Source organism: Caballeronia sp. PC1 (assembly GCF_021353155.1).
Classification (GTDB): domain Bacteria; phylum Pseudomonadota; class Gammaproteobacteria; order Burkholderiales; family Burkholderiaceae; genus Caballeronia; species Caballeronia cordobensis.
This window is the reverse complement of the sequence record NZ_JAJUBH010000003.1, coordinates 422,788-440,115: the sequence shown is the minus strand read 5'-3', so window position 1 is coordinate 440,115 and position 17,328 is coordinate 422,788. Positions and strand designations below refer to the sequence as shown.

Here is a 17,328-nt window from a genome sequence, read left to right as displayed (position 1 = left end):
CAACCATGCAAGTGAACTGGAAAGGCGTGTTTCCCGCAGTCACGACGAAACTGAAAGCGGACGGCTCGCTCGATCGCGATGCCATTGTGAGCGGGCTGAATCGCCTGATCGAAAACGGCGTCGGCGGCGTCGTGATGATGGGCATGGTCGGCGAGAACGCGCAACTCACGCCCGAAGAAAAGCGCACGGTGCTGAAGATCGCGGTCGAAACGGTGAACGGGCGCGTGCCCGTGATCTCCGGTCTCGCCGAACTGAACACGGCGAACGCCATGCAATTTGCACAGGATGCCGAAACAATCGGCGTGCAGGGATTGATGGTGTTTCCGGGCCTCACGTACCGTTCGGACGATCGCGAGACGGTCGAATATTATCGATCGATTGCGCGTTCGACGAAGCTCGGCCTCATGATCTACAACAATCCGCGCGGCTATGGCGTCGATATGCGTCCCGATCTGCTGGCGCAACTCGCCGATGAACCGAACGTCGTCGCGATCAAGGAAGAGACTTACGACACGACGCGCGTCACCGACCTCTACGCGCGCTTCGGCGAGCGCTTCGTCGTGTTCTGCGGCGTCGACGATCTGATCGTGGAATCCGTCGCGCTCGGCGTGAAGGGCTGGGTCTCGGGCATGGCGAACGCGATGCCGAAGGAATCCGTCGATTTGCTGAATTACGCGGTGAACGGCGAGTACGACCGCGCCCGCGCGCTGTATCGCGCGCTGATCGATCTCTTTCATCTCGACACGCACGTCAAGCTCGTGCAGTACATCAAGCTTGCGGAGAACATCACGGCGGGTTATCCGGAATACGTGAAAGCGCCGCGCCTGATGCTCGAAGGCGAGGAGCGGCAGCGGACCATCGCGATCGTGGAAAAGGCGATCGCGAATGTGAGGGCGCTCGCGCAATGAAGTCCACATTCTTCTGCATCGACGGACACACATGCGGCAATCCGGTGCGTGTCGTCGCGGGCGGCGCGCCGCCGCTCGAAGGCCGCGACATGATCGAACGGCGCGCGCATTTTCTGCGCGAATTCGACTGGATTCGCACCGCCTTGATGTTCGAGCCGCGCGGGCACGAAGTGATGTCCGGCAGCATCCTCTATCCGCCGACGCGCGCGGACTGCGATCTGGCGATTCTCTTCATCGAAGTGAGCGGCTGCTTGCCGATGTGCGGGCACGGCACTATCGGCACGGTCACGACCGCGATCGAGCACGGACTCGTGCGGCCTCGCGAGCCTGGCGTGCTGCGGCTCGATACGCCCGCGGGTCTCGTTCTCGCGCGGTATCGGATGAATGGCGAGCATGTGGATTCGGTGCAGCTCGTGAACGTGCCTTCGTTTCTGCATTCGCGTGAGTTGTCCGTCGAAGTGGAAGGCATCGGCGAGATTCGTTTCGATGTCGCTTATGGCGGCAACTTCTATGCGATCGTCGAGCCGCAGCCCAACTACGAAGGCCTGCATGCGCTGAAGCCTTCGGACATACAACGGCTGAGCCCGGTGCTGAGGCAAAAGGCCAACGAGAAGTACGCATTCGTGCATCCGGAAAACGATGCGATACGCGGACTCAGTCACGTCATGTGGACGGGCGAGCCGACCGTCGAGGGCGCGAGCGCGCGCAACGCGGTGTTCTATGGCGACAAGGCCATCGACCGTTCGCCGTGCGGCACGGGCACGTCGGCGCGCATGGCGCAGCGCGTCGCGAAGGGCCAGTTGAAAATCGGCGAGCGCTTCGTGCATGAAAGTATCATCGGCACGTTGTTCGAAGGCGTGCCGATGGAAGCCGCGCGCGTCGGCGACTACGACGCCATCGTTCCGTCGATAGAAGGATGGGCGCGCGTGACCGGCCACAATACGATCTTCGTCGACGACCGCGATCCGCTCGCGCACGGATTCCTGCTGAAATAAAGGGAGATTCACGTCATGCTGATACTGAAGAACGCCCGCGTGCTCGACGCCGATCACGAGCGCGACGACGGCCGCTATTCGATCGTGATCGAAGGCGACACGATTCGCGAAGTCACGCGCGAGCCAGTCGAGGCGAGCGGCGCAAAGGTCATCGATGTCGGCGGCAGGACGGTGATGCCCGGCATGATCGACTGCCACGCGCATGTGATCGCATCGGTTGCGCATCTCGGCAACAACAGCCGTTTGCCGAATACGTTCGCCGTCTTGCGCGCGGTGCCGATTCTCGCGGGCATGCTCAATCGCGGCTTCACGACCGTGCGCGATGCGGGCGGCGCGGACTACGCGCTCTCGCGTTCGATCGAAGACGGCACCATCGCCGGGCCGCGCCTCTTCGTCGCGGGCAAGGCGCTTTCGCAGACCGGCGGCCACGGCGATTTTCGCGAGCGCTTCGACAACTCGGACCCCGACCCGTGCGGCTGCAACCGCAACATGGGCGCGATCGGCCGCGTGGTCGACGGCGTCGATGAAATGCGCCGAGCCGTGCGCGAGGAAATGCGCGCGGGGGCGCATCACATCAAGATCATGGCGTCGGGCGGCGTGGCGTCGCCGACCGATCCCATCGGCAATCTGCAATTCTCCGTCGATGAGGTGAAGGCCGCCGTCGAGGAAGCGGAGTCGCATCAGACCTACGTGATGGCGCATGCGTACACGCCGAAAGCGATCGCGCGCGTGGTGAAGCTCGGCGTGCGCACCATCGAGCACGGCAATCTCGCCGATGAAGACGCCGCGAAGGTCATGGCGGAGCACGGCGCGTATGCGGTGCCGACACTCGTCACGTATGACGCGATGTCGAAGGTCGGCGCGCAAATGGGACTCGCGCAAGACACGCTCGACAAGAACGAATCGGTGCGCAAGCGCGGTCTCGAAGCGCTCGCGATGCTGCACGGCCTTGGCGTGAAGATCGGCCTCGGCACGGATCTGCTCGGCGACATGCATCAGTATCAGAGCGATGAACTCTCGATACGCGCGGATATCGTCGGCGCATTCGAGGTCATCCGGCAAGCGACGGCGACCGGCGCGGAGATCGTCAACATGAAGGGCAAGCTCGGCGTGATCGCGGCCAACGCGTATGCGGATCTGCTCGTGGTCGATGGCGATCCGCTGAAGGATATTCGCGTGCTGACGGGGCAGGGCGAGCGCATCGCGGGGGTGATGAAGAATGGCGCGTGGGTGCGTCAGACTTTGCTGTGAAACCGCGTGCTACGATGCCGCAACCCTTCGAATAGCACCGAAAAGCCATGTCTCGCGTCGCCACGAATCCGAGCCCAAGCGACTCCACGCACAAGATCGTGCGCACGACGACGGTCGAGCTCGTCACGACGGCGCTGCGGCAACGCATCCTGTCGGGCGATCTCGCGCCGGGCGAAGTGCTGCGCCAGGAAGCGCTCGCCGACGAACTCGGCGTGAGCCGCGTGCCGGTGCGCGAGGCGATCACGCGGCTGACCGGCGAAGGCCTGCTGACGAAAGTGCCGCACAAGGGCGCGTATGTCGCGGAGCTGTCGATCGAAGAGGTGCAGGAGACGTTCGAGATTCGCCTGCGGCTGGAGCCGTGGCTTTTTTCGCAGGCGATTCCGCGCATCACCGAAGCCGAAATCGCGAAGGCCGAACGGCTCGTGCGCGACATGGACGATGCGGATTCGGGCGTCTGGGGTCAACTGAACTGGCGTCTGCATGAAACGCTTTATCTGCCCGCGCGGCGCGACATCACGCTGCAAATGCTGCGCGTGCTGCACGATCGCAGCGACCGCTACTTCCGCTTTCAGGTCGTGCAGGTGCCGATCCGCGAGCAATCGCACGACGAACACATGAACCTGATCGACGCGTGCCGCAAGCGCGATGCGAAGCTCGGCGCGAAGCTGCTCGAACAGCACGTGAAGACGGCGGGCCAGCAGATCATATCGGTGGTCGAGACGATCATGGCGCGATGAAGCGCACCGTCGCGGGCTGTGCCGCATCGCGGGCATCGATTTCGATGTCGAGGTGCGCTTCGACGCAAGCGAGTTGCGCGAACGCGGCTTCATCGACCATCACGACGGGCACGTTCGACGCATAGAGCTCGTTTGCGACGATCGCCCCGATCGACAGGATGAGATCGCGCTCCGCGAGCACGATGCCGGCGGGCCCGGTGCCGTTGCGCAACGCTTCGGCCAGCACGCTGCTGCTGGAACTCGATCCGCGCGCCCGCGGCATCACGAGAATGCGCGACGCGAGACTTTGGCCGAGACCGGCATGCGTGGCATCGACGATCACGCCGCGTCCGGCGTCATAGCCTCCCCAGAAGCTGAGCGGCGGCAACGCGATGGCCGCGGCGCGCGCGCGTCCCGGCACGAGCGTGACGGCTTCAAACGAGTTCATCGATGCACACCTTTCCTTCGAACGCCGATCGCACACATTCGCTCATGCTGCCGAACGCGACGGTCACGCCGATATTCGCCGGCGCGTAGTGCGCCCATTTGCCCGAGTTGGTCATCACGAGCCCGCTGATCTGCTTCATCACCGGCGTGATGTACGTGCACGTGTCCACGACGATCTGCACGCGGCGCGCGGCGAGCCTGTGCGCAATGCCTTCCGCTTCGAGCTGCCAGAGCACGAAGCGGCTCGTGTTCACATAGACGTCGCAGCGTGGCGCGCCTTCGTGCTGATCGAAGAGCGCGTCGAGCGCGCGGAATTCATCGACGGAGAAATGCGGCGTGCCGAGACTCACGGCGGCGAGCGCATCGCCGGGCTTCGCGCGATTCCAGCGCTTGCGCACCGCGTGAAGATCCACCGCGCTCACGGCAAGCGTGCGTTCGGGCGCGTGGCCCTGCAACGCGAGATCGAGCGTCGCGGCTTCGGGCGTGATGCCGACCGCGTGAAACAGCGCCACCGCGCCGCTCGATGCCGCCGCCGCGCCGAGCGCCTTCAGCTCGTCTTCGGTGGTGTCGCCGGGCAGATTCGTGATGGCCGCGATGGTCGCGCCGGCTTCGTGGCCGAGCAGAAAGCCGAGCGCGGCGAAATCCGCATCGCGATGCGGCGAGGCGCGCAAGTCCGGCGCTTCGATCACGATGCGCGCCGCGCGGTTCGCGCTCACGTGCAGGCCCGCGTTGGGCACGCGGCCGGTGATGGCGGCGGCGAGATCGAGGAAATCGCCATAGCGGCTCGTGCGCGCGCCGAGCACGGAGTTGGCGAAGACGATCGCGTTCGATTCGGCCCATGCAATCTGCTCGCCGAGCTTCGGCCGATGCTTCAACTGATACGGCGCGCACGTGAAGCTCGCCTCGCAGCCGAGTTCGACATGCGCCTTCATGAGCCGCGTGCCCGCGCTCGCGATGGCGGCGTCGCCGCGAAAGAGTTCGGGATGAATGAGATCGAGCGAGCCGACATTGAGCGTGGTCGGCACGGCGACCTTCGCGCCGCTCGCCACGAAGCGCTCGACGAAATCGAGGCTCGCGGCGCCGTGATAGAGACAGCCGTCGATATGTGCGCAGGCAATGTCGATGAGCGTTTCGGCGTCCATGACGCGCGCCGTCGCCGCGACGATGCGCATCGCGAGCGCGAGGCCGTCGCCGAAATCGCCGCCGAGCATGGCGGTGTCGCGTGGGGAAAGAGTAAGCATCGGCTCCGATGACCAGCGCTTGAGGATGTCGTCGCAGGATAACGGATCGGGCGGAATCGATCTACCCGCGCGGGGTGGTCCCGTGCGGCGCGGAATCTGGCTTACTGGACGCGCGTGAATCTTTCAAATCTGGAGGGAAGTCGTCATGGGCGTATTGAGCGGAGTTCGGGTTCTGGAGTTCGAGGCGATCGGTCCCGCGCCGTTCGGCTGCATGTTGCTCGCCGATATGGGCGCGGATGTGCTGCGCATCGACCGGCCCGTCGCGGCGGCCGATCTCGGCCCGAAGGTCAGCGGCAAGCACAAGAACGTGATGGGACGCGGGCGGCGTTCGATCACGCTCGACCTGAAGAAGCGCGAATCGGCCGATGCCGCGCTCGACCTGATGTCGAAGGCCGATATCGTCGTCGAAGGGTTTCGCCCGGGCACGATGGAGCGGCTCGGGCTCGGCCCCGACGTGGCGCTCGCGCGCAATCCGCGGCTCGTGTACGGGCGCATGACGGGCTGGGGCCAGACGGGGCCGCTCGCCGCGCGCGCCGGCCACGATCTGAACTACGTCGCGCTGTCGGGCGTGCTGTCCGGCATCGGCCGCGCGGGCGAGGCGCCGGTGCCGCCGCTGAATCTCGTCGGCGATTACGGTGGCGGCGGCATGCTGCTCGCGCTCGGCGTGGTGGCAGCGCTCTTCGACGCGCAGCGCGGCGGCGCGGGGCAAGTGGTCGATGCCGCGATGATCGAAGGCGCCGCGCAACTCGGCACGACGGTCTGGGGCTTGCTCGCATCGGGCAACTGGCGCGAGACGCGCGAAAGCAATCTGCTCGACGGCGGCACGCCGTGGTACGACAGCTATCGCACGCGGGACGGGCACTACATGGCCGTCGGCGCGGTGGAGGCGCGCTTCTATTCGGAGTTGCTGGAGAAGCTTGAACTCGCCGATGAAGATTTGCCCGCGCAGCACGACCGGGCGGGATGGCCGGTGCTGAGGCAGCGATTCGCGGCGGTGTTCGCCGGGCGCACGCGCGAGGAATGGTGCCGCGTGTTCGACGGAAGCGATGCCTGTGTCGCGCCGGTGCTGGGATTTTCGGAGGCGCCGACGCATCCGCATCATCGGGCGCGCGGGAGTTTCGTCGAATTCGATGGCATCGTGCAGCCCGGCCCCGCGCCGCGCTTTTCGCGCACGCCGTCGCGGATCTCGCGGCCGGTGCCGCAGCGCGGAGAGGGCGGACGGGAAGCGTTGGAAGAGTGGGGATTCGACGACGCGCGCATCTTGGGCTTGCAGGCGCGCGGGCTGGGGTTCGTCGCGGAAGACTGAGCAAGGGGGAACGCCGCGAGCCTGCATGCGGCGTTTGCCGGCGGCTCGCGGCCCGCGGCTCGCGTGCTCAGTCGCTCGCGCGACGCGCGATATGTGAAGCCGGAGCGGCCTGATATAACGCGTCGATCAGATGCGCGCGGCGGGTTCGCGCCATCGCCTGATTGACGTAGCCCTTGTCGGCGATTTCATTGGCGTCGAGCGAGGGCGGCTCGGCCATCAGCATCAGCCGCTCGATGACGAGCGTGGCGCCGCCTGCCTTCTGCCGCGCAAGACGCCGGCTCAATTCGGCGACGACGAGCGGATGCGCGACGAGCGCGTCCGCGTCCAGCGCTTCGAGTTCGGGCGCGATGCGCCGGCACGCCGCGACGTTCGGCCATGCGAGCGCCGCCAGATAGTCGCGGTCGTGCCCGCAGATCACGGCGTCGGACAGGAGCGGCGCGCAGCCGTCGATGAGCGCGAGCCGCACCGCGCCCGTGCGCACCCAGGAGCCATTCGCGAGCTTGAAGTCCTCGACCGTGCGTCCGGCGAAGATCATGCCTTGCGCCGGGTCGGCGGGATCGGCAAGACGCACGGCGTCGCCGAAGCGGAAGAAACCTTCTTCGTCGAATGCGGCCGCGGTCAGTTCCGGCTGGCCGATATAACCGCCGAACACGTTCGGGCCGCGCAGGCGGATTTCATAGCGGCCGCCGCCGCCTTCAAGCGGCACGAGCTTCACTTCCGAGCCCAGCGCAGGCGTGCCGATGTTGCCCGGCGCGTCCGTCGGCCAGCTGCAGTACGTGCCCATGCCGCACGTTTCCGTCGCTGCAAGACCGGTGCAGAACGCGATGCGCTCGCCGATCGTCTCCTGCGCGACGGTCTGGATGCGATTGCACACGTCCGCCGGCAGGCTCGCGCCGCCGTAGCCGAAGAAGCTCGCGCGGGCGAAGAGACTTTCCGCGAGCTTCCGATCCCGTTCGAGTTCCGTGGCGAGCACGGTCCACGCGGACGGCACGGTCGCGAAAATGGTCGGCGACACGTCGCGCAGATTGCGCACCGTGCGCTCGATCATCCCGGCAACGGGCCGGCCATCGTCGATGTAATGCGTCGCGCCGAACTGGATCGCGCGGCCGAAGTGCAGCACGCCGCCCAGTCCGTGATGCCACGGCAGCCAGTCGAGAAACACCGGCTGCGCGTCGTGCAGCCATGCGAGGTTGTCCGAGAAATACGCGGCGACCGCGCCGAGATTGCCGTACGTGAGCCGCACGGCTTTCGGCAGACCGGTCGAGCCGGAAGTGAAGAGCACGCGGGCGGTGTCGTCGGTCCGGATGGCGGCGTGTGCGCGTTCGACTGCGCTTTTTGCGGTTTCATCGAGCGGACGATGCGCCAGCGTTTGCCACGCGAGCTGTCCTTGCCGCGCGCCCTCGACCGCGATGACGGGCGCGTCTGCGAAATCGATCGACGCGAGCGCCGGCGCATACGGCGCGGCCGACTGCACGAAGATCCCGCCCGGAGGCACCGACGCGCAGACGGCCTTCAGGCGCGCGAAGTCCTTGCTCGCCAGCGCATAGGGCGGCGAGACCGGCGCGGCCGGAATGCCCACGTATTCCGCCGCGAGCAGCGCCACGGCCTGCTCGATGGAATTGCCCGACAGCAACATGAGCGGACGTTGCGCGTTCAGTCCTGCTTCCAGCAGCGCGGCCGCCACCGACCGCACTTGCCGCCACAGTTCGGTCCAGCTGAGCGAGCGCCATTCGCCCTGTGCGTCGCGCTCGCAAAACGCGGCGGTGTCGCCGCGTCGCGCGGCCCAGAGCGCAACGAAGTCCACGAACGAACGCTGTTCGATGCGGGGCAGCGCGCGAGCGCTGCGCAGAATCAGCGTGCCGTCCGCGCGGCGCTCCACGAGCGTCTCGCGCTCGGGAAACCGCACGGGGCGATAGGACGGCGACACCTTGCCGCTTGCTTCGAGCGTGCTCATTGCATCTGTCTCCCGAGCATGAATGCCTGCCGGACGCGGGGTGCAAAGCCCCGCGCCCTTGTGCGAAGTTCTGGCCGCGCTCGCCTGCGCGAAACGCGGCCGCCCGGTTCTACATTAAGTGCGCGCGTGAATGGCATCGCCACCCGAAACAGGGAGGACAGGGAAAACGCGTCCCGCGCAATGTGTCACGCCGCGCGGACAGTCTGTCTTGGCGCGAGCGGCGGATGCGCCTCCACGGGCTTGTTCGCGCGAATGGCATCGTCCTTGCATGGGGGTGTTCCCTTGGTCTTTCGAACCCTCGTTCAGCCCTTCAAGGAGAGTGCTCATGAGTCTGGATCTGACGTTTCGCGCCGGCGAGGCAACCGTGCTGGCCGCGCCCGGACAAGCGACCGACGCCATGCCGGAGATTCTGATCGGCCGCGTCGACGGCCCGGTCGGCCACGCGTTCGCCAACATGATGGCGCAGTCGAAAGGTCACACCGCCATGTTCGCGATCCGGGCGTGCAACCAGCTCGTGCGCCCCGCGACGATGATCGTTCCGAAGGTCACGCTGAAGGACATGGCGAACATCGACCTGTTCGGCGGCGTGGTGCAGTCCGCAACCGCCGATGCCGTCGTCGATTGTCTGATCGAGGGCATCTTGCCGAAGGATCAGGCGAACGAGCTGTGCATCATCAGCCTGGTGTGGATCGATCCGCGTTGCGCGACGGACGCGAACCTCGACAAGAAGGACATGTACCGCACCAATTACGAAGCGACGAAGCTCGCCATCCAGCGCGCGATGAACAACGAGCCGAGCGTCGACGAACTCATCGCGAACCGGCACAGCATCAAACACGACATGGACGACTGGAGCTGATCAGCGGCTTCCCGTGGGACGCGGCTCGCGTTTTCGCGGCGCGGCGCGGCGGCGCGGGCGGCGCGATGGCGCGCTGCTTTCATCGATCGCGGATTCGGCCGTCTTGCCCGACGCGGCGCCGGGCAGCGCGAGATCGGCCGCCGTCAACGTGAAATTGACGTGCACGGTGTTGTAGGGAAACACGATGCCGCCCTGTTCGTCGTGTTGAAGCAGGCCGGCTTCGAGCAGCGCCTTGACATCGCGATGCACGCCTTTCACATCGCGCTCGAGCCGCCGCGACAGTTCGCGGATCGACATCGGACCCGCGCCGGTCATCGCGCGGATGATCTGCCAGCGCGGCGTGGTGAAGGTGCGAAACAGCAGTTCGGGGGTGGCGTAGCCGAAGAAAGCGCCGTGGTACTTGCCGGTATCGAGTTCGGCCAGCGTCTGCTGAGCGAATTCTTCCATCGTAGCGATGCCAATTCTCACGGTCTCATTCATCTCGACCTCCACCTGTTCCACACCTGCACGTTCAAAAATAAGTCGGCGCTCAATTGCTTGACCGACCTGAATTCATAGGGCGTCTCGGCGCTCACGAAATGACGGTGATCGCCCTTGCCCCGTTCATTGTCATAACGCAGCACACACTCGCCGTCCACAACGTAGGCGAGCCTGTACTTGTATGAATGCGTACAACCCGGGACGGGTTCGGGAACTTTCCAGATATTCAGTTCAACGAACCCTCCGGGACCTGCTTCCTCGCGTCTTTCTACAATTCTGATGGCTTTTCTGTTGGACATTTTGACAACACCCTCGTGTGTTGTCAAATACTCCAACATCTCGACGCCGCCGACCATTTCCCGAACGGACGACTTGACGCATCGCCGGATTCGGCGTTCGCGCATTTCATCAGCCAAGCGCGCGAGACGCTGATAGACTGAAAGACCCTGTCTCGTCATGCGAGGCACGTACGATCCGCAAGAAGCTTTCATGACGAACCGCAGCCTTCGTCATTCTGCACTGCAGCAAGCCGCGAGCAATTCGCAAGCGCTTTTCGTCTTATAGCCGTCTCCTATCAACGGCATTGCAAAAATCGCATTCTATTGAGGGTCGCTCTCACGTATTTTTTAAGGTGGAACAGGCCCGTCTCGACGATCCACGCATCGCCCGATGCAGGCCGCGAGCTCTCTTTGGCAGTCGGTAGCAGAACAACTAGTGGGTACGTCCTCGCAAGGAGATAACGCATGTCGAACGAATCGAAGTGTCCGTTTACTCATGCCGCAGGCACAGGCACGACGAACCGTGACTGGTGGCCGAAGCAACTACGGGTGGATCTGCTCAATCAGCATTCGACCAAGTCGAATCCGCTCGACCCTGGCTTCGACTACGCCGAGGCGTTCAAGCGCCTCGATCTCGCCGCGGTCAAGAAAGACCTCGCGGCGCTGATGACCGATTCGCAGGAATGGTGGCCTGCCGACTTCGGTCACTATGGCCCGCTCTTTATCCGCATGGCGTGGCATAGCGCCGGTACGTATCGCATCGGCGATGGCCGGGGGGGTGGCGGTCGCGGCCAGCAGCGCTTTGCGCCGGTCAATAGCTGGCCGGACAACGTCAGCCTCGACAAGGCGCGGCGTCTGCTCTGGCCCGTCAAGCAGAAGTACGGCCAGAACATTTCCTGGGCCGACCTGCTGATCCTTTCCGGCAACGTCGCGCTGGAAACGATGGGCTTCAAGACCTTCGGCTTCGCGGGCGGCCGCGAAGACACGTGGGAACCGGACCAGGACGTCTACTGGGGCAATGAAAAGACCTGGCTCGGCGGCGATGTCCGCTACGGCAAGGGCGCGGCCGGCAACGACGACGACCAGGGCGTGATCACCGCCGACGAACAGAAGCACGGCGAAGAAGTCAGCCGCACCGATAACGGCCGCAATCTGGAAAACCCGCTCGGCGCGGTGCAGATGGGCCTGATTTATGTCAATCCGGAAGGCCCCGACGGCAATCCCGATCCGCTGGCGGCGGCGCACGATATCCGCGAGACCTTCGCGCGCATGGCGATGAACGACGAAGAAACGGTCGCGCTGATCGCGGGCGGCCACACCTTCGGCAAGACGCATGGCGCGGGCCCGGCCGATAACGTCGGCCCGGAGCCGGAATCGGCCGATCTGGAGAACATGGGTCTCGGCTGGAAGAACAGCTTCGGCAGCGGCAAGGGCGCGGACACCATCACGAGCGGCCTCGAAGTCACCTGGACCACGACGCCGACGAAGTGGGGTCAAGGCTTCTGGGAGAACCTGTTCGGCTACGAGTATGAATTGACGAAGAGCCCGGCGGGCGCGAACCAGTGGGTCGCGAAGGATTCGGGCGAAACGGTTCCGCACGCGTACGATCCGTCGAAGAAGATCAAGCCGACGATGTTGACGACGGACCTGTCGCTACGCCTCGACCCGGAGTACGCGAAGATTTCGAAGCGCTTCTGGGAAAACCCCGACCAGTTCGCCGATGCCTTCGCCCGCGCGTGGTTCAAGCTGACGCACCGCGACATGGGCCCGAAGGCGCGCTACCTCGGCCCGGAAGTGCCGCAGGAAGAGTTGCTGTGGCAGGACCCGATTCCGGAGGTCGATCATCCGCTCGTCGATGATGCGGATGTCGCGTCGCTCAAGCAGAAAGTGCTGGCGGCGGGCCTGTCCGCATCGGAGCTCGTGTCGGCGGCGTGGGCGTCGGCATCGACGTTCCGTGGCTCCGACAAGCGCGGCGGCGCGAATGGCGCGCGCATCCGTCTTGCGCCGCAGAAGGACTGGGAAGCGAACCAGCCCGAGCAGCTCGCGAAGGTGCTGACGGCGCTGGAAGGCATTCAGAAGGCGTTCAACGGCGCGCAATCCGGCGGCAAGAAGATTTCGATTGCCGACCTGGTTGTGCTCGCGGGCGGGGCGGCGATCGAGCAGGCAGCGGAGAAGGCCGGCCAGAAAGTGACCGTGCCGTTCACGCCGGGCCGCATGGACGCGACGCAGGAAAAAACCGACGTGCTCTCGATGTCGGCGATGGAACCCGTCGCCGATGGCTTCCGCAACTTCATCAAGGGCAACGTGCGCGTGTCGCCGGAGACGCTTCTCATCGACAAGGCGCAACTGCTGACCTTGACCCCGCCGGAAATGACGGCGCTCGTCGGTGGATTGCGCGCGGTCGGTGTGTCCGCCGGAACGACGCCGCATGGCGTGCTGACCGACCGGCCCGGAACGCTGACGAACGACTTCTTCGTCAATCTCCTCGACATGGGCACGGAATGGCTGCCGCTGTCGTCGAGCCGCGATGTGTTCGAGGGACGCGATCGCAAGACGGGGCAGCGGAAGTGGACGGGCAGCCGCGTCGATCTGGTCTTCGGGTCGCATTCGGTGCTGCGTGCGCTGTCCGAAGTCTATGCGAGCAGCGACGGGCAGGCGAAGTTCGTCAAGGATTTCGTCGCAGCGTGGACGAAAGTGATGAACCTCGATCGCTTCGATCTGAAGAAGTAAGCCTCGCGGCGTCTTCGCGACGTGAAGCGGCTCCGGTTTTTCCGGGGCCGTTTTTTTTGGGGGGAAGACATGGGCGGGAGACGAAATCACGCTTGATTGCCTTGCGACGCATCGAGCAGCGCATTCGCGGCGAATCGCGTATCTTCTACGTTCCGCCCGATCATCGACAGGAGGCACGCCATGCCCCGCACCGTCGCCGAGAAACGCGCCGCTTTTCGCGCGCTGCACGAATCCGGTTGCTTCATGTTGCCGAATCCCTGGGATGCCGGTTCCGCGCGCTATCTCGAAACGCTCGGCTTCAAGGCGCTCGCGACGACGAGTTCGGGCTTCGCATGGTCGCAAGGACACGCGGACAATCACGTCTCGCGCGATGCCGTGCTCGCGCATCTGCGCGTGATGGTCGAGGCCACCGATCTGCCCGTCAACGCGGATTTCGAGAGCGGTTTCGGCGCGAGCCCGGAAGAAGTCGCGCAAAGCGTGAAGCTCGCGGTGCAGACCGGCGTGGCGGGCTTGTCGATTGAAGATTCGACGGGCGACGCAGCGGCGCCTTTGTTCGATATCGATGTCGCCGTCGCGCGCATGAAGGCGGCGCGGCGCGCGATCGACGAAAGCGGCGGCGATACCTTGCTCGTCGGCCGCGCGGAAAACTTCTTCGCCGGCAAGCCCGATATCGACGATGCGATCGCGCGTCTCAAGGCCTACGCCGACGCGGGCGCGGATTGTCTCTATGCGCCCGGCATCAAGACGCGCGAGCAGATCGAGGCGGTCGTCAAGGCGGCCGGCCCCAAGCCGGTGAATCTGCTGATCGGCGGCGTCTCCGAATTCACATTGAGCGACGTGGCCGGGCTCGGCGTGCGGCGCGTAAGTGTCGGCGGCGCGCTCGCGCGGGCCGCGTGGGGCTCGTTCATGCGCGCGGCGCAAGGGCTCGCCGATGGACGTTTCGACGGCTTCAGCGACGCCGCAGCGGGGAACGATCTCAATGCGATATTCGAGGGCCGCGCGTAGCCGGCGCGGGCCCTTCCGAATGAAGCCGCGCGCTCAATCCGCGTGCGCGCGGTCGAACGCCCAGACCTCGGGAAAACCCATCAGCTCGCACATGCCGGAGAACGAATACAACGCGTCGGCAGCGCCTTCCGTGCCCTTTTGCGCGAGGATCTCGCCGTACACATCCTTGAGCGCCTTCGCGACGGCGAGAAACCCCGACGCCGGATAAATCGCCAGCGAGAAGCCGAGCCGCTGCAATTCGGCAGGCGGCAATTGCGGCGTGCGCCCGCCTTCGACGACATTCACGAGCAGCGGCATATCGAACGCGCGCCCGATCTTCTCCAGCTCTTCCACACTCTCCGGCGATTCGATGAACAGCACATCCGCGCCGGCCTTCGCGTACGCCTCGCCGCGACGCAACGCTTCGTCGAGCCCGAGCGAGGTCCGCGCATCCGTTCTCGCGACGATCTGAAAGTTGCTGTCGCTGCGGCTTTCCACCGCGACCTTGATCTTGCGCACCATGTCTTCGAGCGCGATCACGCGCCGCCCCGGCGTGTGGCCGCATTTCTTCGGGAACTCCTGATCTTCGAGCTGGATGCCCGCCGCGCCCGCGTGCTCGTAGCCTCGCACCGTATGCGCGACGTTGAGCAGGCCGCCGTAACCCGTGTCGCCGTCGCAGATCATCGGCGTTTGAGTGCCGCCGCAAAACGCCGTGACGCGATTGACCATGTCGGTGTACGTGGCGAGGCCCGCGTCGGCCAGGCCGAGGTACGACGCGACCGTGCCGAAGCCCGTCATGTAGAGGCAATCGAAGCCCATCGAGTCGGCCATCTTCGCGGACACCATGTCGAAGATGCCGGGCGCGGTGACGATTTCCTTGCGCGCGAATCGCGCTTTCAATGCCTGACGCTTGTTTTCGTGCGTGACGCTCATGAGTGTGTCCTCTGAAAGTTTCAACGATGCGATTCCCGCGTGACCGCCGACGCCGCGAGCGCGCCATCCGTATCCGGCGCGGGCGCGATGTCTTCGAGCGAGCGCCGGTTCGTTTCGATGCCGAACACCGCCAGCACGACGGCCATCACGACCAGCGCGCCGATGATCATCGAAAGCACGTCTTTCACGCCGCCCGTGGCGTACATCACGACGACGAGCTGCGGCGCGAAGATGCCGGTGATACGCCCCGCGCAACCCGCGATGCCGTTGCCGCGCATGCGGTTTTCCGTGGCGAAAAGCTCGGGCACGTAGGTCGCGACGCCGAGCGCGACCATCAGATATGTCAGCGTGAAGAGCAGGAAGCCGAGCAGCGTGGCCATCGCGACGCCGGTGGAGTGGCCGTAGAGCCAGCCGATCACGGCCGCGAGCACCGACACCGCGATCAGCCCGTTCTTGCGCCCGACCTTGTCGGCGATCAGCACGCCGATGAGCGCGCCCGCCGGGCCGCCGAGCGACATCAGCGTCGTATAACCGAGCGACGACGCCATGCCGATACCCTGCTTCATCAGAAACGTCGGCACCCAGACGATGAAGCCGTAGATCACCATGTTGATCGTGATCTGCACGACGATCGCGAGAAACGTGCGGCGAATCTGCGAAGGCGAGAAGAGTTCGAGCAGCGTGGTTTTCTTCGTCACCGTGCGCGGCGCGTCGTCGACGGGCGGGAGCGGCGAGCGCTTGGCCGATTCCGCTTCGGCGTCGCGCAGGATCGCTTCGGCTTCTTCGTAGCGGCCTTTCGATTCGAGCCAGCGCGGTGACTCGGGCATCTTCTTGCGGATCACCCACACGAACAGCGCGCCGATGCCGACGATGGCGAACATCGCGCGCCAGCCGATCGACGGAATGATGAGATAGCCGAGAAAGGTCGAGAAAAAGAGCGCCGAGTTCGTGATGAGCGACAGATACGCCGACCATTTCCCGCGCACCGCGGGCGGCATGAATTCGCCGACGGAGCCGTATCCCACGACGATCTCCGCGCCCAGTCCCAGCCCCATGAAAAAGCGGCAGACGATGAGCCAGGTCATGTCCGGCGCGAACGCGCCCGCGAGCGACGCGAGCCCGAACACCGCGAGATTGAACTGATAGGTGAACTTGCGGCCTTTCGCATCGCCGAGCACGCCCGCCGTGAACGCGCCGATCAACATGCCGATGAAGGTCGACGAGAGAAACGCGGCGTTCAGCTGCATCGTCGACCAGCCGGTCTTGGCGAGCGCGCCGAGCACGCCGCCCGCGAGATAGATATCGAAGGAATCGAGAAACATGCCCGCGCCGATGAGCCATAGCACGCGCTTGTGAAAACCGGAAATGGGCAGCCGGTCGAGCCGTGGTCCGGCGCTGACGGTGCTTATGGTGGTGCTATCGGTGCTCAGCATGCGTGTCTCCAGTGGATTTCTGGTAATGCTGTTGCGGCCCGGACCGCCCGCGCGTGTCAGGGCGCGCGATGCTCTCTGTCGTAGCGGTCGAGCACCGCCTTTTCGGCGGCGAGGATATGGCAGCGCGTGACGGCTTCCGCCCACGCGGCATTGCGCTGTTCGAGCGCCAGAACGATTTCGAAATGCTGGCGCGCGCTGCGTTCGCGGTCTTCGTCGCTATAGGTGTCGAAGGTCCACTTGATGAGCGGCGTTTCCTTCATCGAGCGCAGCGAACGGTCGAGGCGCGCGTTGTTCGCGGCGGCCGTGATGATCGCGTGGAATTCGCCGTTCGCGGTGAACCACGCTTCGCAGGTTTCGGGCGTCGAGGGATGTTGCGTGATGGCGAGCATCGCATCGGCGAGCGCTTTCAGGCGCGCGATGTCCGCGGCGCCGATGGAAAGCGCCGCGCGCCCGGCCAGATACGGCTCGACGAGCAGCCGCGCTTCGAAGATTTCGCGCGCGTCCTGCAAGGTCCACGCTTTCACGCGCACGCCGTAGTTCGGGCGCGTTTCGACCCAGCCTTCGGCGTCGAGCCTGCGCAGCGCCTCGCGCACCGGCGTGCGGCTCACGCCCAGGCCCTTTGCAAGCTGTTCCTCGCGCAGATACTGGCCCGCGCCGTACTGGCCGCCGGCGAGCGCGTCTTTGATCGCGAGATAGACGTCGTCTGCCGAACGCGCGGGTTCGGGCGGGATTGTATGCAAAGCGGGTTGAGTCTGCGGCATGGCGGCCCCGTTTCAGACGGCTGACGGGAACATTGTATGCAAAGTGGCCGCG

The 17,328-nt window shown here is 65.2% G+C and carries 16 protein-coding genes; 8 read left to right on the top strand and 8 right to left on the bottom strand.

Going from position 1 to position 17,328, the window contains the following annotated elements; all coding sequences use genetic code 11:
* The first annotated feature begins 5 nt into the window (after window positions 1-5).
* Genes LY284_RS26630 through LY284_RS26615 form a run of 4 tightly spaced genes read left to right on the top strand, consistent with a single transcriptional unit; the run spans window position 6 to window position 3,891 of the window.
* Window positions 6-908, top strand: coding sequence for a dihydrodipicolinate synthase family protein (locus LY284_RS26630; protein WP_053571862.1), 903 nt, complete (start codon window positions 6-8; stop codon window positions 906-908).
* A complete protein-coding gene (locus tag LY284_RS26625) occupies window positions 905-1,903 on the top strand; it encodes a 4-hydroxyproline epimerase (RefSeq protein ID WP_233389056.1) in 999 nt (332 codons plus the stop codon). The genes LY284_RS26630 and LY284_RS26625 overlap by 4 nt, the downstream gene beginning before the upstream one ends.
* Before the next feature lie 15 nt (window positions 1,904-1,918).
* Window positions 1,919-3,154, top strand: a complete 1,236-nt coding sequence (locus LY284_RS26620; RefSeq protein ID WP_233389054.1) for an amidohydrolase family protein — start codon at window positions 1,919-1,921, stop codon at window positions 3,152-3,154.
* Between the two features lie 47 nt (window positions 3,155-3,201).
* Entirely contained in the window at window positions 3,202-3,891 is a 690-nt protein-coding gene (locus LY284_RS26615; protein ID WP_014253069.1) for a GntR family transcriptional regulator, read from the top strand.
* On the opposite strand, the gene LY284_RS26610 is transcribed toward LY284_RS26615, so the two are convergent.
* Both LY284_RS26610 and LY284_RS26605 read right to left on the bottom strand, forming a co-directional pair.
* Entirely contained in the window at window positions 3,878-4,318 is a 441-nt protein-coding gene (locus LY284_RS26610) for an aconitase X swivel domain-containing protein (RefSeq protein WP_233389052.1), read from the bottom strand. The genes LY284_RS26615 and LY284_RS26610 overlap by 14 nt on opposite strands.
* Window positions 4,305-5,558, bottom strand: a complete 1,254-nt coding sequence (locus LY284_RS26605) for an aconitase X (protein ID WP_233389050.1) — start codon at window positions 5,556-5,558, stop codon at window positions 4,305-4,307. The genes LY284_RS26610 and LY284_RS26605 overlap by 14 nt, the downstream gene beginning before the upstream one ends.
* 145 nt (window positions 5,559-5,703) lie before the next feature.
* On the opposite strand from LY284_RS26605, the gene LY284_RS26600 reads away from it, so the two are divergent.
* Window positions 5,704-6,864: a CaiB/BaiF CoA-transferase family protein gene (locus tag LY284_RS26600; protein WP_233389048.1), complete on the top strand. Its 1,161-nt coding sequence runs from the start codon at window positions 5,704-5,706 to the stop codon at window positions 6,862-6,864.
* A 67-nt stretch (window positions 6,865-6,931) separates the two neighbouring features.
* On the opposite strand, the gene LY284_RS26595 is transcribed toward LY284_RS26600, so the two are convergent.
* Window positions 6,932-8,818: a feruloyl-CoA synthase gene (locus LY284_RS26595; RefSeq protein ID WP_233389045.1), complete on the bottom strand. Its 1,887-nt coding sequence runs from the start codon at window positions 8,816-8,818 to the stop codon at window positions 6,932-6,934.
* Between the two features lie 325 nt (window positions 8,819-9,143).
* Between LY284_RS26595 and fae the strand changes: the two genes are divergently transcribed.
* Window positions 9,144-9,677, top strand: coding sequence for a formaldehyde-activating enzyme (gene fae, locus LY284_RS26590; protein WP_053571869.1), 534 nt, complete (start codon window positions 9,144-9,146; stop codon window positions 9,675-9,677).
* Here fae and LY284_RS26585 read toward each other — a convergent pair whose 3' ends face one another.
* Complete coding sequence (locus LY284_RS26585) at window positions 9,678-10,157, bottom strand: transcriptional regulator (protein WP_233389043.1); 480 nt, start codon at window positions 10,155-10,157, stop codon at window positions 9,678-9,680.
* Window positions 10,154-10,615, bottom strand: a complete 462-nt coding sequence (locus LY284_RS26580; protein WP_233389042.1) for a DUF6516 family protein — start codon at window positions 10,613-10,615, stop codon at window positions 10,154-10,156. The genes LY284_RS26585 and LY284_RS26580 overlap by 4 nt, the downstream gene beginning before the upstream one ends.
* A 285-nt stretch (window positions 10,616-10,900) precedes the next feature.
* On the opposite strand from LY284_RS26580, the gene katG reads away from it, so the two are divergent.
* Complete coding sequence (gene katG / locus LY284_RS26575) at window positions 10,901-13,165, top strand: catalase/peroxidase HPI (protein WP_233389040.1); 2,265 nt, start codon at window positions 10,901-10,903, stop codon at window positions 13,163-13,165.
* Window positions 13,166-13,345: 180 nt separating this feature from the next.
* Window positions 13,346-14,170 carry an oxaloacetate decarboxylase gene (locus LY284_RS26570; protein ID WP_233389038.1) on the top strand — a complete coding sequence of 275 codons (825 nt, stop codon included), beginning with the start codon at window positions 13,346-13,348 and terminating at the stop codon, window positions 14,168-14,170.
* A 33-nt stretch (window positions 14,171-14,203) separates the two neighbouring features.
* On the opposite strand, the gene LY284_RS26565 is transcribed toward LY284_RS26570, so the two are convergent.
* The 3 genes from LY284_RS26565 to LY284_RS26555 are packed head-to-tail and all read right to left on the bottom strand — an operon-like array spanning window position 14,204 to window position 17,276.
* Entirely contained in the window at window positions 14,204-15,082 is an 879-nt protein-coding gene (locus tag LY284_RS26565; RefSeq protein ID WP_233389036.1) for an oxaloacetate decarboxylase, read from the bottom strand.
* 20 nt (window positions 15,083-15,102) lie between these two features.
* Window positions 15,103-16,515 (bottom strand): MFS transporter, encoded by a 1,413-nt coding sequence (locus LY284_RS26560; RefSeq protein WP_045459628.1) that lies wholly within the window; start codon window positions 16,513-16,515, stop codon window positions 15,103-15,105.
* Window positions 16,516-16,571: 56 nt separating this feature from the next.
* Entirely contained in the window at window positions 16,572-17,276 is a 705-nt protein-coding gene (locus tag LY284_RS26555) for a GntR family transcriptional regulator (protein WP_233389033.1), read from the bottom strand.
* Between the last annotated feature and the right edge of the window lie 52 nt (window positions 17,277-17,328).

Coding starts and splice junctions, on each gene's coding strand:
- LY284_RS26630 (WP_053571862.1), top strand. CDS start 6: ATGCAAGTGAACTGGAAAGGCGTGTTTCCCGCAGTCACGACGAAACTG.
- LY284_RS26625 (WP_233389056.1), top strand. CDS start 905: ATGAAGTCCACATTCTTCTGCATCGACGGACACACATGCGGCAATCCG.
- LY284_RS26620 (WP_233389054.1), top strand. CDS start 1,919: ATGCTGATACTGAAGAACGCCCGCGTGCTCGACGCCGATCACGAGCGC.
- LY284_RS26615 (WP_014253069.1), top strand. CDS start 3,202: ATGTCTCGCGTCGCCACGAATCCGAGCCCAAGCGACTCCACGCACAAG.
- LY284_RS26610 (WP_233389052.1), bottom strand. CDS start 4,318: ATGAACTCGTTTGAAGCCGTCACGCTCGTGCCGGGACGCGCGCGCGCC.
- LY284_RS26605 (WP_233389050.1), bottom strand. CDS start 5,558: ATGCTTACTCTTTCCCCACGCGACACCGCCATGCTCGGCGGCGATTTC.
- LY284_RS26600 (WP_233389048.1), top strand. CDS start 5,704: ATGGGCGTATTGAGCGGAGTTCGGGTTCTGGAGTTCGAGGCGATCGGT.
- LY284_RS26595 (WP_233389045.1), bottom strand. CDS start 8,818: ATGAGCACGCTCGAAGCAAGCGGCAAGGTGTCGCCGTCCTATCGCCCC.
- fae (WP_053571869.1), top strand. CDS start 9,144: ATGAGTCTGGATCTGACGTTTCGCGCCGGCGAGGCAACCGTGCTGGCC.
- LY284_RS26585 (WP_233389043.1), bottom strand. CDS start 10,157: ATGAATGAGACCGTGAGAATTGGCATCGCTACGATGGAAGAATTCGCT.
- LY284_RS26580 (WP_233389042.1), bottom strand. CDS start 10,615: ATGACGAGACAGGGTCTTTCAGTCTATCAGCGTCTCGCGCGCTTGGCT.
- katG (WP_233389040.1), top strand. CDS start 10,901: ATGTCGAACGAATCGAAGTGTCCGTTTACTCATGCCGCAGGCACAGGC.
- LY284_RS26570 (WP_233389038.1), top strand. CDS start 13,346: ATGCCCCGCACCGTCGCCGAGAAACGCGCCGCTTTTCGCGCGCTGCAC.
- LY284_RS26565 (WP_233389036.1), bottom strand. CDS start 15,082: ATGAGCGTCACGCACGAAAACAAGCGTCAGGCATTGAAAGCGCGATTC.
- LY284_RS26560 (WP_045459628.1), bottom strand. CDS start 16,515: ATGCTGAGCACCGATAGCACCACCATAAGCACCGTCAGCGCCGGACCA.
- LY284_RS26555 (WP_233389033.1), bottom strand. CDS start 17,276: ATGCCGCAGACTCAACCCGCTTTGCATACAATCCCGCCCGAACCCGCG.